Here is a 15,808-nt window from a genome sequence, read left to right as displayed (position 1 = left end):
ACGCGACCTCACGCACTCAACGCTCGCAGGTTGCCGCGTCCGAGGCGAAGGCGCAGGCTGTCTCCAGCCGACCGCAGCCCTCGGTCCGGATCCTGGCGCACGAGGAAGTCGATCGACGACCCTGCAGCCGGACCAGATGCTCAGTGTGCATACCCAAGAACATCGACTTGGTCACCGTGACATCCCACGTGTTGACGGTGTCATCGGCAGTGTCGCTGCGGGGCTCGAGTCGGCAGCTCTCAGGGCGGGCCAGCATTACGACCTCGGCTCCGACCTTGACGCCGTCGTCGCCACGCGCCGCGAAGACATCCCCGAGATCGGTCGCCACTCGTACCGTCTCGGAGTCGACGATCTGGGTCACCCGCCCCGCGAGCTCGTTCGTCGTGCCGATGAACCGCCCCACGTACCGACTCACGGGGCGTTCGTAGATCTCGCGCGGCGCACCGATCTGGGCGATCCGGCCGCGCTCCATGACGGCGATCCTGTCGGCCATCTCCATCGCCTCTGTCTGATCGTGCGTCACGTAGATCGCAGTGAAGCCGATCTCCTGCTGCATCTTGATGATCTCGCGGCGCAGCAGCTCGCGCACCTTGGCATCGACGTTCGACAGCGGCTCGTCGAACAGGATCAGACCCTCGTTCGACACAAGGGCACGTGCCAGGGCGACGCGCTGTTGCTGCCCGCCGCTCATCTGACCCGAGTACTGACGGCGCAATTCGCTGATCCCCACCAGATCGAGGACGTGCTGGACCCGACGCTCCACCTCTGGGCGAGGCGTCCTGCGGGCGCGGAGCGGATAGGCGACGTTGTCGAACACCGACATGTGCGGCCAGAGGGCATACGTCTGGAACATCATTCCCAGCCGTCGCTTCTCCGGTGGCAGATCGACCGATTCGGCGGATGAGAAGCTCGTCCGGCCGTGAAGTTTGATCACCCCCGAGTCGGGTTGCTCCAACCCCGCGATGCATCGCAGGAGCGTGCTCTTCCCGCAGCCGCTCGGCCCGAGAAGGACGACGAACTCGCCGCTCTTCACGTCGAGGGAGATCGAGTCGACCGCCGGCACCGTCTCACCGTCGCGACGGCGGAACATCTTCCGGAGTCCCGACACCGAGACTGTGGGTTGCTGTGCCGCCGTTGACGCGCTGGGCACAGTGGAGTCGCCCGGCACCGTGACAGTCGCGCTGGTACTCGACCTCATCATCTTCTCCTGGTTTCGTTTCCGTAGCTCGGGTGGGTGAATGGTCATCGCCGTGCGGCGGGAACTCCGCCCAGTCTTCTCGAGATCAGCCCGACCACGCTGAGGACGGTGACGTTGATGACGGTGAGTGCGATCGACAGCGCTGCGAGCAGAGCGAAGTCGCCATTGATAAAGACGTCGAGAATCCGGAACCCGACGACCGGAGTGGTTGTCGTGGCGAGCATCGAGGACGCCTCGAGCTCGCCGACCATCCAAACAAACACCAGACCCCAGCCTGCGAGCAGAGACGGCAGCATGAGCCGCAGGTTCACCTTCCAGAAGGTGGCAGCGCCTCCCGCTCCCGAGATCCTCGAAGCCTCGGAGAGCTCGTTGCCGACCTGCGCCGCGGCGGCGTCCGCCGCGACCGATACCTGCGGGGTGAAGAGGATCACATAGGCGAGCAGAAGAATCCAGATCGTGCCGCCTATGTTCACCGGTGGGCCTGAGAAGACGAGGATGCAGCCGAGTCCGACGACGATTCCCGAGAAGACGGCGGGGAGCTTGATGACTCCGTCCAGGGCTCTAGCGAGCCTGCTCTGGGAGGATTTGAGGTAGTGCGAGAAAACGGCGGCAATGATCACCGTGATCGTCGCGCCGATCGTCGCGAGTTGCAGGCTCGTCGCAAGCGACTCGCGTGTGAGCGGGTCGTTGAAGAGATAGTTGATGAGGTATTCGAAGCTCAGATCACCCCAGCGGATGTTGGGCGTCCAGTAGCCGTTGAGAACGACGAGTAGATGCGCGGAGAGCGGGATGACCGTTGCGATCAGCAGATAGATGACCAGCAGCGCTCGCGCTGGACGACGCCATTTCCCCAGTCTCACGACGGCGGCCCGGGAACCCTTCCCGCCGAGCACCGCGTAGCGGCCGCCTCGAAGGACACGTCCCTGCAGATACCAGGCGATCCCCACGAACAGCATCAGGAACAGGCTCAGCCCGAGTGCGAGCGTCGTCTCGGCCGGGTAGCTGAAGCTCATCAGCTGCACGATCCGGACGGACAGCACATCAATGCCGCTCTGTGTGCCGATCACGACGGGCACCGAGAAGAACGAGAATCCGAACCATGCCATGAACAGGGCCGCCGCACCGAGACTCGGCCTGAGCACGGGAATCGTGATGCGCCGCAGCGTCGTGAATGCCGAGGTCCCCGCCACTCGCGCCTGCTCCTCGAGCGCCGGATCCGCGTTTCGCAGTCCTGTGCCGATCATGAGATAGGCGAACGGAATCTGGTAGAGCGTATAGAGGAAGATCATCCCCCACCACGAGTAGATGTTGACCGGTCCGCTGTCCAATTCGATCCCGACCCAGCTGAGGGCGCCTCGGGCGAGGACGTTGAGGAAACCTGAACGGTCCGACAGCAGAAGCGTCCACCCGATCGCGCCGGCGATGGGCGGCATGAGGAACGGCAGCATCGGCATGATGGCGGTGAGGCGCGGCATCGCCGCATCCGTCCTCTCCCCGATCCACGCGAAGAATGATCCGATGATGATCGCCAACACCATGCTGGTGAGGACGATGAGCAAAGTGTTCCCGAGGAGTTCGAGCAGATCGGGCTGCGTGAACGCCTCCACGAGCGGGGACGGATCGAATACGCCGTCCACGAAGACCAGCGAGAGGACCACTCGTCCCAACGTGACCGCGACAAGGACCGCGTAGGCGGCCAGGAGGATCCCCACCACGATGCGGAACGGTCCGCCTCGTCGGACCGAGTCGACTCCGCGCATCACGCGATCGCCTAGACTCCTGCCCCGACCGATGGTCGGGTCGGATTCGGGCGCGGATGCCGGCGCGGTGGGTTGATCGCTCATCAGACTCGTCATGTCTACCTCCTCGTCAAGGACGTTGGATGGGACGACTCATCGCCCCATCCAACGTCGGATGCGATTCCGGAAATCAGTTGATGTTGAGCATGGCGAGGATCTCGTCGGTCCGCTCGGATGCTCCGGGCCGCGGGGCCTCATAGTCGGCGGGGAGCCCGGCCGCGTCGAAGGGGGAGATGTCTCCGCTTAGCTCGGCCAGCAATGCACTGCCCTCCTCGCTGAGGAGATAGTTCACGAAGACCCGGGCGGCATTTGGCGCCGGGCTCTTACCGCATGCGGTCACGGAGGTCTGTATCTCGACTCCGGTCGTCAGTGCAGGCAGGCTGTTGGCCACGGGCGCTCCGGCCTCGATCACGCCGCTGGCCGAACTCGCGGTCGACGGAACCCTGAATCCGCCTTCACCAGCGGCGAGGGCTTCCATCACCGCTCCACCGCTGCTGTATACACGGATGTCGTGATTCTCCGCGAACTCCGTGATGAAGTCCGCACCGTACTGAGCCTCGATGAAGTCCCAGAACTCGATGTACGCCGCCGACGCGGAAGGATCGGGGAGCAGGAATGTGGTGTCCGCGAATGCGGGGTTGTTGAGATCCTCCCAGCTGGTGGGCGCCTCGCTCACCAGGTCGGTGTTGTAGGAGAACAACCACGGTTGCGTCTGTATCGTCGCCGAGTACTCCCGCACGAACTGCTCCGGCACGTTCGGCAAGTTCGGCAGATCAAGGTCTTCCAACGGTGCGATCCATCCTGCCTCGGCTCCCTCGTTCGTCGCGAACGCCTCGGCGTCGCCCGCGCTGAGCACGTCGCCCCCGATCCTGCCGGCCTGCGCCTCGGCCGCGTAGCGCTGAAGCAAATTGCTCGAGGGAAGCTTGAGCGTAGCGACGGCGATTCCGTACTCTTCGCGGAACGCCGTAGCGATCCCCTCGGCGGGCTCTGTTGGCACTGATGTGTACCAGGTCAGCGCACCCTCCTTCTTCGCGGCCTCGACCGTCTCATCCCAGTCGGTGGGGCAGGAGACGCTGCTCGATGCACCATCACCCGGGGCACCGCCAGAGCTGCAGCTGACCAGCAGCGGAGCCGCGCAGACGAGAGCGGCACCCAGAACTGCGTACGAACGTCGTTTCATCATTGAACCCTTCGTAAGACCGCCATCGCGATTCTATGAGAACTATACTCATGTTTGTCGGATGGTGTCAAAGAGCCGAAAGGAACCCGATGAAGGGCTATCAGGGCATTGCGAAGACGCTTGCTGACGAGGGAGTGAACGTCGTGTTCGGTCTCATGGCCATCGACAACATGCCACTGATGGCGGAGATTCAGAAGCATGGAATCCGGGTGATCCGCTCGCGGACCGAGCATGGAGCGGTGTGTATGGCAGACGGCTATGCGCGCGTCACAGGCCGCCCCGGCGTGGTGAGCGTGGGAGACGGACCGGGAGCCGCGTTCACAGCCGTGGCGCTCATGACCGCGAGCAGACGGCGCTCTCCCGTCCTGCTCATCTCCGCCGACACGCCGAAGGATGAGCCGGGGAACATCAAGCACTTCGATCAGGAGGGGTACTTCGGCGTGACCGGTGCCCCGTGCTTCTCGGCACACGACGGCGCCTCACTCTCTGGCGCGCTTCACTCGGCGTTCTCGCGCACGACGGCGGGCATCGGTCCTGCCGTCGTCAACTGCGACCTGGCGCTCCTCGAAGGCGACCTGCCCGACGGCTGGAGTCCGGTCGTCTCGACTCCTGCGACCGCCGAGGCCGCACCCACGGCGACGATCGACGCGGCGGTCGCCGTCCTCACGAACGCCCGGCGACCGCTCATCCTGCTCGGCCGCGGCGGTCTGGGCGCCAAGGCCGAGACGTCCGCCCTCGCCGACCGTCTCGGGGCGGCGATCGGCACCACGCTCCAGGCCGACGGCGCCCTGAGCGACCACCGACGCAACATCGGATTGGTGGGAGGACTCGGCACTCCTGCCACGAAGGAGCTGCTGACGCAGGTCGACGCCATCCTGGCAGTCGGGGCGAGTCTCACCACGTTCACGACCGACTTCGGCAGGATCTTCTCACCGGGGGCGAAGGTCGTGCATCTCGACCATGATGCCGAGGCGGCTCATCCCTCCATCGCAGTCGACATCACCGTCCCGGGCGACGCCGGGGTCGCGCTGCGACAGATCCTGGACGCCCTCGGCTCCGAACCGGGCACAGCGTCGTGGCCAGACGAGCTGGCCCCGTCGGAGCCAGCTGTGCCAGAGGTCGAGTACACCCGCGAAACGGGACAGCTCGATCCGAGGGAGTTCCTGGACATCTTCCAAGTCGAGGCGCCACAAGACCGCGTCGTGGTGACCGATGCCGGCCACGCGGTCTTCTTCGTCCTCGACCGCATCCCCAACCGCGATCCGGCGAGCCGCATCTGGGGTGCGGACTTCTCAGCGATGTCGGTCGCTATTCCCCTCGCCATCGGGGCGGCCGTCGCCGATCCGACCCGGCCCGTCGTTGCGTTCCTCGGCGATGGCGCGTTCATGATGAGTCCCTCCGAGATCGACACGGCCGTGCGCGAGAGCATCCCAGTGACGTTCGTTGTGCTCAATGACGAAGCGTACGGTGCCGAGGTGCACTACCTCGCGAACTGGTCGCTGCCCCCGACCTCGCCCTTTTCGACACCCCCGATCTGGCGCCGATCGCGACGGCTCTGGGCGCAGAAGGCGTGACGGTGCGCTCCGCCGAGGAGGCGCGGGAGGCAATCCGCCGAATCCGCCCGTCGCAAGCGCCCCTGGTGATGGACGTCCGGATCGACCAGCGTGTGAAACACCGCCTGTGGAACAGCGCGAAGAGGATCTCGGGCGGAAAATAGCGCACCCAGCCGACGACGAACAAGACACAAAGACGGGATGAGGCACATGCCGACCGACATCGAGCTGATCCAGGCGCTGAAGGCCTCCTACTTCCGCGCCATCGACACGAAGTCATGGGATGATCTGCGGGACGTCTTCGAAGACGACCTGCGGTACTTCCGCGACATCGACTTCCGCACGCCATCCGCCGAGGCGTCCGTCGTCGGAGCGGACGAGTTCGTGCAGAACGTGCGCAACCGTCACGAGCACTCCGTCACGGTGCACCAAGGCCACACGCCCGAGATCACCGTCGAGGCCGACACTGCGGACGGTGTGTGGGCGATGTTCGACTGGGTGGACAACCCCGTACGCGACTTCGCCTGGCAGGGATACGGACACTACCGGGAGCAATATCGCCGTGGAGCGGACGGCAGGTGGCGGATCGCGATCATGCGCCTCTCACGGATCCGCGTCGACCCGTATCGACCCTCAGCGGTCGGCAGCGTCGACGCGCACCGGTCGGCATGGGCACGCGGAGAGCTGCCCGTCCTACCCGTGGCGGACTGACTCCGGGGCGACGTCCGCCACGACACGGATGGGAGCCATGTCGGTGCCGGCCGGGTAGGTGCCGCCGAACAACTCCGCCCCGCTCGCGGTGAGGCGCGTCGAGAAGGTGCCACCGCTGCGCCAGTCGCCTGCGTCGTCGAGCTCTACAACCCGAAATCTGTTCGTGTGCTCCGCATTGGCGACGCTAAGCCAGACCGCGGCATGCCCCGTCTCGATCCATGGGTCGATCACCGCGATCGAGAGTAGCCGCCCGTACGCAGCGAACCTCACGTCACCGACGAACTGCCCCGCATCCCAGTCGGCGGAAGGGAAGCGGAAGGCGTCCTCGGCCCACGTGGTCGGCGCGTCATACGAGACCTCGCCTCCAACGCGCTGCACGTACTCCAGGAGGCTGCGGCGGACCCGCCACAGCAGGAGCCCTCCTGAAAGGGGCTCGGGAGTCGCCAGGCCGCTCATTTCGGCGGCGCATCCTGCGCGACCGGGACGCTCGACGCCATGTCGACCATCGTCGACACGCATACGAACGCCGTGGTCGCGCTCGGGTTGTGCCAGCCATGCGCCACTCCGCGCATCACCATGACGTCTCCCGCCTGTAACTCCACATCGCCGGACTCGAGCAGCACCACGGCGCGCCCTTCGACGACGACGTGATAGTCGACCGTCGGGGTTGTGTGGACAGGGATGCGGGCACCGGGGTCGATGCGCGTGATGAAGAACCGCGTCCCGCCCGGCGGCACGAGCGTTCCCGACCACAGCAGGGCGTGGTCGCTGCCATCGCCGATGTCCAGAAGCTCCGTCTCCTTCCAGAGCATCGCCGTCGACACGCCGGGCAGTCGATGAGGCACGAGCGGCGGGGTCGATCCCCGATGCGTGACGGCCGAGAGCGCGGCGTCGTCATGCCCGATCACGAACCGGCGAGGCTCGGCCTGCGGGTCCGGACGTTCACTCGCGCTCATGGAGCATCGATCTCGAGGCGATCGAACGCCGTGACGACCGCCTTCATCGCGACGCTTCCGCGCGGGGCGCCAGCATAGGCCGACACTTGGACCATCACCTCGGTGATCTCCACAGGCGTCAACCCCATGGCAATCCCGAGTTCGGTGTGCGTCGTGATCTGGTCGGCGGTTCCTCCGAGTGCTCCCAGGATCGCGAGAGTCGCCAGTTGCCTCGATCTGGGCTCCAGGCCGTCTCGGAGGTACACATCCCCGTAGGACGAGGCGATCGAGTAGTCGTTGAACCTGCTCCCCCGCGAGCTCAGCCGTTCGATGATCGCCGCAACGGCGTCGTCGCCTCGGTACTGACGGATGAACTCCAGCCCGCATGCGCACGCTCGTCATAATGGCTCATCGTTGTCCTCGATCCGCGTTGGAGCTTTGTGTCTAATCATTATTCTAGATTGTCTCCGATCGAATCGGTAGTGCGCGCCAGCGCTATTCCTCGCGCCGCGCGCCTCTTTGCTCACAACCATGACCAGCATTACTCATACAATTGAGCGAGCTCATCCATAGAACCGCGCAGGGACAAGCCATGGCCACCACGAAGTTCAGACCGCAGAAGACGGCGGTGCTCGTCGCGCAGCGCATCGTCGCCGACATCCAGCGGAACGGCAACAACGCGGGAGACCGTCTGCCTCACGAGAAGGTCATGCTCGAGCAGTACCAGGTCGGGCGAGGAACCCTGCGCGAGTCTTTGAGGTTCCTGGAGTTGCAGGGGCTGATCTCCCTCAAACCGGGACCGGGCGGAGGTCCCGTGGTCGAGCAGCCCGATGGAACCGGTCTGGAGACCGCGCTCGTCCTTCTGCTTCAGTTCGAGAACGCGCCGTTCCGCACCATCGTCGAGGCTCGCGCCGGCCTCGAGCCCATGATGGCGAGACTCGCGGCCACGCGCCTCACCGACGATGAGCTGGTCGAGATCAAACGCAATCTGGACCGCATGGGCGAGCATCTCGACGACGAGTCGGTCTTTCTCGAAGTGAACCAGGAATTCCACGACCTCATCGCTCACGGCTCCAAGAACGTCTTGTTCACTCACCTCATTGACGCTGTCGCCGGGATCCTCGAAGGATCGGTGGTGGGGATCACCTACACCCAGCCGCGCAGGCAGGCCACCCATGCCGCGCACGTGCGCGTCTACAACGCGCTAGCAGCGCGGGATCCGCAGGGCGCGGCAGACGCGATGCGTGAGCATATCAGCGAGTTCACTCACCATGCGGAGCGCAAGTTTCCCGACGCGCTCGATGCCCCGATCTCGTGGGGCAATGGAAGCAGCTGACACGACGTTCGCCCGCTCAGGCGATCAACTCTGGCAGCACGCGCTCCGAGAACGCCGCGGTGCTCCGAGCCACCTCATCGCCCGTCATTCCCGGGAACTCGATGCGCACGACGTGATGATGCTCACGTCGTGTCGGGAATGCGTCCTTGAACTCCAGCAGCCTCGTCGCGACCTCTTCGGGAGGGCCGTCGATGACCATCGTCTGGGATCGTCCGGGTCTCCCGACTCGTGAATAAGGATCGTCGGCCTTGTGCTGTGCGTAGAATCCGAGCAGCCCGTCAAGCCTCTGCCGGACTCGGTCGGCCCCGAGCCCGGGGCCGCGGAGCACGACGAAGGAGCTCGAGGCGACCGGTAGCTCGTGCCGGCCGGCCTCGCTCGACGCCTCGTCGATTGCGCGGACCTGCGCGATCAGGTCGCCGACCGGGCCGACGGGCGCAACGTAACCGTCTGCCATTCGACCGACGCGGCGCAGGGCTGGAGCCGCCCGTCCGCCCAGCCAGATGGGGATCGGCGCGCCGACGGCGGGCATGTCCACGCTCCCTCTCACGTCGCCGCCGGTAGGGATCGGCTCTCCTGCCCACGCCGCCCGGCAGACGCGCACGAAGCGCTCCAAACGGGCACGCCGGTCTCTCAGCGAGACGCCGAGCCCCTCGAATTCCTCCTCCCTGTACCCGATAGCGGCGCCGAGTACGAACCGACCGCCGCTGAGCAGCTGTATGGCCGCAGCGTCTTCGGCGACGCGGATCGGATGGTGCAGGGGCGCGAGCAGCACCTTCGTCCCCAGCAGCACGCGTTTCGTGGCCGCCGCTAGCGCGCCGAGGAACGGAAAGACTCCCGAGAGGTAGCCGTCGGGAGTGAAATGATGCTCGCCGACCCAGATGCTCGTGAACCCCGCGTCTTCGGCTTCGCGGGCGTTGCGAAGAGCGTCCTGCCAGATCATCTCGGTCTGCCTTGGGTCGTCTGCCGCGCGCTGCACCGTGATGGGGCCGTATCCCACCGAGAACGTCACCGTAATCTCACCTCAGCCCTTGCCATGATCATCGACCGATCCGTCCCTCCACCTCGACGGTGCGGTGCTCGATCCTCCATCCGGCACCGGTCCGCCTGAACGTGTCGCGGTAGCGACCGAACGTGCGAACGACCGGCGTGGCATCGATCACGTCCAGCCGGACGAAGTAGCTCACGGCGGTCGCGCGATCGCCGTTGACCTCGATCATCGGGTCGACGACGACGTGCTTGTGGAAGTTCGCAGGGGCTCGCGTATGCGAACGGGCGAACTCCAGTAGCTGCTGCCGCCCTTGGTAGACGTGACCCGGCGGGTGCGTGCGCTTCACCTCGAACACACCGTCAGACGTGAAGCACTCGGCCCATTCCTCCTCGAGCCCGTAGTCGATGCAATGGCCATAGCGGTAGAGGCGTCGAATGATGGCGCGCTCGTCTTCGAGCCATCGGAGGCGCTGCTCAAGATCTGTCATCGTGCTCGGCGGCAGGAGGTCGTCCGGCCGGGTCCTCATCGTCGCTGGTCGAACTTGCGGCCGAGCAGTTCGGTGACGATGCGCGTCCGCTGCATCGCGGGCGTGCCCCGGCTATCGCCCAGCCATGCGCGTCTCGATGCAGGCGCTCGAGCCCGTACTCCTCGGTGTATCCGTTGCCGCCGTGCACCTGGATGGCGAGATCGGTCACCTTCTTCGCCATCTCATTGGCCGTGCACTTGGCGAGAGACACCTGCAGCGAATCCGGCAGGGCGCCGTCCACCGAGCGGGCCGCACGTTCTATGAGCAACCGTGCAGCTTCGACCTGGAGAACCATGTCAGCGAGCATCGTCTGCACGGCCTGGAACTCGATGATGTCCTTGCCGAACTGGCGCCGTTGCTGCACGTAGGCGACGGTCTTGTCGAGCGCGGCCTGACCGATCGCGAGGCTCATGGTCGCGTTGCCCATCCGCTCGATCGAGAACGCGCCGAACAGCCTGCTGAAGCCGCCGGCGGCGACGACGATGTTCGCCTGGGGCACGACGACGTTTTCTAGGATGACATCGGCTGACGGGATGCCTCGGAACCCCATGAGGCGCTCGGGAGCGCCGAAGCTCACCCCGGGCGTCGAGCTCTCGACGACGACGGCACCGATGCCACGCGATCCGGGTGCGTCGCTGAGTCGCGCATAGACGAGATAGAGATCGGCTTCGCCGCCGTTGGAGATCCACCGCTTGGTGCCGTTGAGGACAAGATCGTCGCCGGACACCTTCGCGGTCGTCTTCATGTCGGTGGCCGCCGAACCGGCGTCGGGCTCCGAGATGCCCACAGCCATCGTCTTCGCGCCCGAGATGATCTCAGGCAGCCAGCGCTCCCGCTGCTCGGGTGTGCCAAGGCGGGCGATGACCTGCGCCGGCCCGGTGTTCGCCTCGAAGATCTGGAACGCGGCCGGCCGGCACACTTTCGCGAACTCCTCGATCACCGCGAGCGCGTGCGAGAAGGGCGCGGCGCTGCCGCCGTACTGCTCCTCATGGGCGATCCCCAAGAATCCCAGCTCGCCGAGCTGCAAGCGCTGGGGCACGGAGATGGGCGTTCGCGTCGCATCGAGCTCATCGGCGATCGGCCCGTAGGCCTCCGCCGCGACGTCTGCGGCGAGCTGACGGATCTCCGTGACTTCATCGGTTGCGACGGCCGTTACCATGCGTGGGCCCTTCTTCAGTAATATTCATGAACCTAGTTCTGGACTCTACATGCGCGCAAACATCCGCGCGCCAGCAGTTCCATGATTATAGTACTCATGATTTATACCGGCTGGGAATGTCCACTCATTCCGACCCGGACAGCGCCCTCGGAACTCCGGCGCCGCGATTGCGGAGATCGCCTCCGACCGCGCTGCCAGACCTTGCCCGCGCAGATCCGCGATTCCGAACTCGGTCACGATGAAGTCGACGCCGGAGCGCGGCGTGGTGACCACCCCGCCGTCGAGATCGCGCACGATCCGCGAGCGGCGCCCCCCGCTCGCGGTGGCCGGAAGGGCGATGATCGACACGCCGCCCGCCGACAGCTGGGCGCCGCGGAGGAAGTCGATCTGGCCACCGACACCGCCGACATAGCGCGGGCCGGCCAGCTCGGCGTTGACCTGGCCGGTGAGGTCGACCTGCACGGCGGAGTTCAGGGCGACGAGCCGATCGATGGATGCTGTCACGTCGGGGCGAGTCAGCGTCGCGATGGTGCGCGTCTCCACGCGAGGATCGGAGGCGAGGAAGTCGTAGAGCACGGCCGACCCCGCGGCGCCTCCGACAACGATCGGGGCGTTCGGATCGAGCGCGCCCTGCCGGTCCAGATCGAGCAGCCAGTCGCCCACGAGTCCCGTGTGAACGCGCAGGCCGGACCTCTTTCCGGCCAGCAGGGTCGCGACGGCGGATGGCACGCCGCCGATGCCCAGCTGGAGGACCGGGCGCTCGGGGACGAGCTGCACTACATTGTCGGCGATCGCTCGGTGCACGTCGTCCACGGCGCCGGACGCCACCTCGCGAACCTTCCTCGAGATCGGCACGGCCACATCGATGCGGCTGCGGTGAACGGATGGCCCGCCGACCGTCGGCAGCTGATCGTTGACCTCCGCGATGACGAGCCGGGCGACATCGAGCAGCTCGGCCGTGTAGTCGACGGCAAGCCCGAGGCTGTGTAAGCCGTCGGTGTCGGCGGGCGCCACCTGGATCATGAGCACGAGGCCTGCGCCGCCTCGCACCCGGAGCTGTCCGGCGACGTCGACATAGTGGACCGGCAGCACGTCGACGAGCCCTGCCGCGGCGAGCTGTGCGATCTCCCCCATGGCGCCGAACGAGGACAGACGGGTGGCCTCCGCGATCCTCGGAGTGAACTCGCCCGAGTAGCTGATGCCCGCGAACACCTGCACCGGCGGCAGCGCGTCCAGCTGCTCCCCAGGGCGCGGACGAGCGATTCGGGCTCGCCTATGCCCGAGCCGGTGACGATGAGGTCGCCCTCCCGTAGGTAGTCCGTTAGCGCGATCCCGGGCACGGTCACAGGTCCCTCGGGCGCCTCATCGACAGGCCCGCTCGATGCATCTCGACGACGAGCTCGTCGCGCTGGTTGTAGCCGCGATGGACGACGACGATGATGCCCGCCTGGGGCGGGACCTGGACTCCCTCTTGCTCACGATCTCGGTCTCGGCACGGAGGGTGTCGCCGATGAAGACGGGGTTTGGGAAGGTGATCTTGTCGAAGCCGAGGTTGCCGTACGAGGTGCCCTCGAACAGGTCGGAGACGCTCAGTCCCATGATGAGGCCCATTGTGAACACGCTCGTCACGAGCTGCCGGCCGTATGGCGTCGTCTTCGCGTACTCGGCATTCAGGTGCAGCGGCGCCGGATTCATGGACAGCGCCGTGAAGAGCAGGTTGTCTGTCTCGGTCACGGTACGACCAGGGCCATGCCGATAGGTCCTGCCGACCTCGTATTCCTCGAACCACAGTCCGGGCATGTCGCGTTCCTTTCGTCAGTACGAGCGAGGCAGCGCCAGCACGTGCTGGGCGAGGTAGGAGAGGATGAGCTCGTTCGACAGCGGCGTGATACGCAGCAGCCGCACCTCGCGCCAGATCCGGCCGATGTGGTACTCCTCGGCGTAGCCGAAGCCGCCGTGCACCTGCATCGCCCGGTCAGCCGCTTCGAACCCCGCGTTCGAGGCGAGGTACTTGGCGGAGTTCGCCTCGCGCCCGCAAGGCTCGCCGCTGTCGTACAGCCAGGACGCCTTGCGGATGACGAGCTCTGCGGCGTCCAGGTTCACGAGCGAGTCGGCCAGGGGGAACTGGATGCCCTGGTTCTGGCCGATCGCCCTGCCGAAGACGTGCCGGTCCTGCGCGTAGGCGGTCGCGCGAGCGAGCGCCGCGCGACCCATCCCGAGACACTCCGATCCCACGAGGATGCGCTCGGGGTTGAGCCCGGCGAGCAGGTAGCGGAACCCCTTGCCCTCCTCTCCCACGAGGTCTTCGTCGGGCACGAAGAGGTTGTCGATGAAGAGCGAGTTCGAGGCGACCGCGTTGCGGCCGATCTTGGGGATCGGCTGGATCTCGATGTGCTCGCGGTCGACCTCCGCGAACAGGAGCGTGATTCCGTCCGTCGGCTTCTCCGCCTCTTCGCGCGGCGTGGTCCGGCACACGAGGAGTAGGCGGTCCGCCTCGCCCGCGCGCGAGATCCACACCTTCCGCCCGTTGACGATGTACCCGCCGTCAACCTTCTTGGCCGTCGTGGTGATCCGGGTCGTGTCGGATCCGGCATCCGGCTCCGTCACTCCGAACGAGATGGCGAGCTCTCCCGCAGCCGCCGCCGGAAGGAACCGCTGCTTCATCTCCTCGGAGGCGTGCCTGATCAGCGGCTCGAGCCCGAAGAGCTGGATATGGATCGTCGTGCACGCGTTGAGACCGCCCCCGCCGCCGCGATCTCCTCCATGAGGATGGATGCCTCGGTGACACCGGCGCCTTGGCCGCCGTATTCCTCGGGGATGCACAGGCCGAGCATGCCGGCATTCTTGAAGGCGTCGAAGAACTCCTGGGGAAGCGGTGCTCGGCGTCGACCTCCATCCAGTACTCATCGGTGAAGGGTGCGCACATGTCGCGCACGAGCTCGCGCAGCTGCCGATGTTCGCTGGATTCTTGAAAGTCCATGCACGTCTCCGTGGTTTCTTGTCTGTGGATATATGGGCTGACTACGCTCGGGCGACGAGCCGGGTGGTCAGGGTGCCGATCTGTGCGACCTTGAGCTCGACGGTGTCGCCGGCCACGAGCCAGCGCGCCCGGTCGTCGCCCAAGGCGAGCAGCTCCATGACACAGCCGGTCGTCACGGTGCCCGACCCTATGACATCGCCGGGCACGACCCGCGCGCCCGCCGACGCGTGGGCGATGGCCTCTGCGAGGTCGAAGTGCATCGTCCGACTCTCGCCGCTCGACCATCGCTCGCCGTTGACCCAGGCCTCCATCAGGAGCTCGGGCCTGCGCGCGGTGCCTGGTACCTCGTCGGCCGTGATGAGAGCCGGCCCGAGGGCGGTCGCGAAGTCCTTGCTCTTGCTCGGGCCGAGGCCCAGCGGGCGCTCCCGCGACTGCCGGTCGCGGAGGGAGAAGTCGTTGAGAAGCATGAACCCGGCGATGGCGTCCGCCGCCTCGTCGGGCGTCGCGTCGACGAGTTCGCGGCCGATCACGACGCCGAGCTCGAGCTCGTAGTCGAGCTCGACATCGCGAGCGGGAACCGTCACGACCTCGCCGGACGCCTTGAGGGTGTGCGGCGAGGTGAAGTAGAAGCTCGGCTCCGCGTACCACTGCGCCGGCACGTCGCGGTTCCAGCGCCGCAGCGAGTTCGCCACGTGGCCCTCGAACAGCATGAAGTCGCGGATCGACGGCGGCCGCAGGAGGGGGCGCGGAGGGTGACTTCGTCGATCCGGGCGGTCCCGGCATCCGCATCTGGCTCGGCCTCCCGGTCGCCCATCGCGAACGCGACGACCGCATCGTCGTTCGTCAGGCCGTCGGGGATCCGCAGCGCGACGACCTCGTCGCCCTCGAGGCGTCCGACTCGCGGCCGCCCGTCGGCGCCGTCATATTGGACGAGCTTCACCGAGCCCCCTCGCCCGCGCCCGCCGAGACGACGACGCCGTCGGCGGTCTGCGCGACGCCGGCCGCGATCAGCTCGTCGATCTCCGCCGCGTCGTACCCGGCCAGCGCAAGCACCTGCGCGGTGTGCTCTCCCAGTCGCGGCGGGGGCCGGCGATCTCGGCGGGCGTCTGCGACAGCCGCAGCATCGGCGCCAGCTGGCGGATCGTGCCCGCCGTCGGGTGCTCGAGGGTCTGCACCACTTCCTTCTGCAGCACATGCGGGTGATGCATGAGCTCGCGCAGGCTCAGCACCGGGCCGAAGAGCACGTGCTGAGCGCGGAAGGCCTCCTGCCATTCATCCGTCGTCTTCGTGACGGTGATGCCCTCGATGAGGGGATTGAGGATGTCGCGATGAGCGACACGGTCGGTGTTCGTGAGGAAGCGAGGGTCGTCGACGAGGTCGAGTCGGTCGATGGCCTCGCAGAAGCGCGGCCAGGCCTCTCCCGCCCCCAGACGCCGGCCACCA

The 15,808-nt window shown here is 66.4% G+C and carries 19 protein-coding genes; 4 read left to right on the top strand and 15 right to left on the bottom strand.

Features of this window, described 5'->3' with window-relative positions; translation table 11 throughout:
- Window positions 1-16: 16 nt before the first annotated feature.
- From KAE78_RS06700 to KAE78_RS06690, 3 genes are all read right to left on the bottom strand, one after another.
- Window positions 17-1,063, bottom strand: coding sequence for an ABC transporter ATP-binding protein (locus KAE78_RS06700; RefSeq protein WP_223172251.1), 1,047 nt, complete (start codon window positions 1,061-1,063; stop codon window positions 17-19).
- Window positions 1,064-1,242: 179 nt separating this feature from the next.
- On the bottom strand, window positions 1,243-3,054 hold the full coding sequence (locus KAE78_RS06695; RefSeq protein WP_223172250.1) for an ABC transporter permease: 1,812 nt from the start codon (window positions 3,052-3,054) through the stop codon (window positions 1,243-1,245).
- Window positions 3,055-3,127: 73 nt separating this feature from the next.
- Window positions 3,128-4,180, bottom strand: a complete 1,053-nt coding sequence (locus KAE78_RS06690; protein ID WP_223172249.1) for an ABC transporter substrate-binding protein — start codon at window positions 4,178-4,180, stop codon at window positions 3,128-3,130.
- An 86-nt stretch (window positions 4,181-4,266) separates the two neighbouring features.
- Between KAE78_RS06690 and KAE78_RS06685 the strand changes: the two genes are divergently transcribed.
- From KAE78_RS06685 to KAE78_RS06680, 3 genes are read left to right on the top strand one after another with little or no spacing between them, the layout of a single operon-like run.
- Window positions 4,267-5,751 (top strand): thiamine pyrophosphate-binding protein, encoded by a 1,485-nt coding sequence (locus KAE78_RS06685; protein ID WP_223172248.1) that lies wholly within the window; start codon window positions 4,267-4,269, stop codon window positions 5,749-5,751.
- Window positions 5,748-5,894: a hypothetical protein gene (locus tag KAE78_RS19525; protein WP_411156000.1), complete on the top strand. Its 147-nt coding sequence runs from the start codon at window positions 5,748-5,750 to the stop codon at window positions 5,892-5,894. Before KAE78_RS06685 ends, KAE78_RS19525 begins: the two co-directional genes overlap by 4 nt.
- Before the next feature lie 46 nt (window positions 5,895-5,940).
- Window positions 5,941-6,441: a nuclear transport factor 2 family protein gene (locus tag KAE78_RS06680; protein WP_223172247.1), complete on the top strand. Its 501-nt coding sequence runs from the start codon at window positions 5,941-5,943 to the stop codon at window positions 6,439-6,441.
- Here KAE78_RS06680 and KAE78_RS06675 read toward each other — a convergent pair.
- Genes KAE78_RS06675 through KAE78_RS06665 form a run of 3 tightly spaced genes read right to left on the bottom strand, consistent with a single transcriptional unit; the run spans window position 6,424 to window position 7,642 of the window.
- Window positions 6,424-6,897: an HtaA domain-containing protein gene (locus KAE78_RS06675; RefSeq protein WP_223172246.1), complete on the bottom strand. Its 474-nt coding sequence runs from the start codon at window positions 6,895-6,897 to the stop codon at window positions 6,424-6,426. The genes KAE78_RS06680 and KAE78_RS06675 overlap by 18 nt on opposite strands.
- On the bottom strand, window positions 6,894-7,397 hold the full coding sequence (locus KAE78_RS06670; protein ID WP_223172245.1) for a cupin domain-containing protein: 504 nt from the start codon (window positions 7,395-7,397) through the stop codon (window positions 6,894-6,896). The genes KAE78_RS06675 and KAE78_RS06670 overlap by 4 nt, the downstream gene beginning before the upstream one ends.
- Window positions 7,394-7,642 (bottom strand): carboxymuconolactone decarboxylase family protein, encoded by a 249-nt coding sequence (locus tag KAE78_RS06665; protein ID WP_223172244.1) that lies wholly within the window; start codon window positions 7,640-7,642, stop codon window positions 7,394-7,396. Before KAE78_RS06665 ends, KAE78_RS06670 begins: the two co-directional genes overlap by 4 nt.
- Before the next feature lie 362 nt (window positions 7,643-8,004).
- Between KAE78_RS06665 and KAE78_RS06660 the strand changes: the two genes are divergently transcribed.
- The gene (locus KAE78_RS06660) at window positions 8,005-8,712 is read left to right on the top strand and encodes a FadR/GntR family transcriptional regulator (RefSeq protein ID WP_223172243.1); all 708 of its coding nucleotides are present in this window, start codon (window positions 8,005-8,007) and stop codon (window positions 8,710-8,712) included.
- A 16-nt stretch (window positions 8,713-8,728) separates the two neighbouring features.
- Here the strand turns inward: KAE78_RS06660 and KAE78_RS06655 are convergent, their stop codons facing one another.
- The 9 genes from KAE78_RS06655 to KAE78_RS17475 form a co-directional block, all read right to left on the bottom strand.
- Window positions 8,729-9,721 carry an LLM class flavin-dependent oxidoreductase gene (locus KAE78_RS06655; RefSeq protein WP_223172242.1) on the bottom strand — a complete coding sequence of 331 codons (993 nt, stop codon included), beginning with the start codon at window positions 9,719-9,721 and terminating at the stop codon, window positions 8,729-8,731.
- A gap of 28 nt (window positions 9,722-9,749) precedes the next feature.
- Complete coding sequence (locus tag KAE78_RS06650; protein WP_223172241.1) at window positions 9,750-10,187, bottom strand: nuclear transport factor 2 family protein; 438 nt, start codon at window positions 10,185-10,187, stop codon at window positions 9,750-9,752.
- Window positions 10,174-11,385 carry an acyl-CoA dehydrogenase family protein gene (locus tag KAE78_RS06645; protein WP_223172240.1) on the bottom strand — a complete coding sequence of 404 codons (1,212 nt, stop codon included), beginning with the start codon at window positions 11,383-11,385 and terminating at the stop codon, window positions 10,174-10,176. The genes KAE78_RS06650 and KAE78_RS06645 overlap by 14 nt, the downstream gene beginning before the upstream one ends.
- 45 nt (window positions 11,386-11,430) lie before the next feature.
- Window positions 11,431-12,603: an acetyl-CoA hydrolase/transferase family protein gene (locus tag KAE78_RS06640; protein ID WP_223172239.1), complete on the bottom strand. Its 1,173-nt coding sequence runs from the start codon at window positions 12,601-12,603 to the stop codon at window positions 11,431-11,433.
- A gap of 144 nt (window positions 12,604-12,747) precedes the next feature.
- Window positions 12,748-13,185 carry a MaoC family dehydratase gene (locus KAE78_RS06635; RefSeq protein WP_223172238.1) on the bottom strand — a complete coding sequence of 146 codons (438 nt, stop codon included), beginning with the start codon at window positions 13,183-13,185 and terminating at the stop codon, window positions 12,748-12,750.
- Window positions 13,186-13,200: 15 nt separating this feature from the next.
- A complete protein-coding gene (locus tag KAE78_RS06630; RefSeq protein WP_223172237.1) occupies window positions 13,201-14,049 on the bottom strand; it encodes an acyl-CoA dehydrogenase family protein in 849 nt (282 codons plus the stop codon).
- A gap of 20 nt (window positions 14,050-14,069) precedes the next feature.
- Window positions 14,070-14,219, bottom strand: a complete 150-nt coding sequence (locus tag KAE78_RS06625; protein WP_262927792.1) for an acyl-CoA dehydrogenase family protein — start codon at window positions 14,217-14,219, stop codon at window positions 14,070-14,072.
- Between the two features lie 187 nt (window positions 14,220-14,406).
- On the bottom strand, window positions 14,407-15,075 hold the full coding sequence (locus KAE78_RS06620) for a fumarylacetoacetate hydrolase family protein (RefSeq protein ID WP_223172236.1): 669 nt from the start codon (window positions 15,073-15,075) through the stop codon (window positions 14,407-14,409).
- Window positions 15,076-15,372: 297 nt separating this feature from the next.
- Window positions 15,373-15,756: a CoA transferase gene (locus KAE78_RS17475; protein ID WP_262927838.1), complete on the bottom strand. Its 384-nt coding sequence runs from the start codon at window positions 15,754-15,756 to the stop codon at window positions 15,373-15,375.
- Window positions 15,757-15,808 lie beyond the last annotated feature (52 nt).

This window comes from Microbacterium sp. NIBRBAC000506063, from assembly GCF_017968845.1.
Taxonomy (GTDB): domain Bacteria; phylum Actinomycetota; class Actinomycetes; order Actinomycetales; family Microbacteriaceae; genus Microbacterium.
Note: the sequence above shows the minus strand (reverse complement) of the source record. Positions and strands in the feature narration are given on the sequence as shown.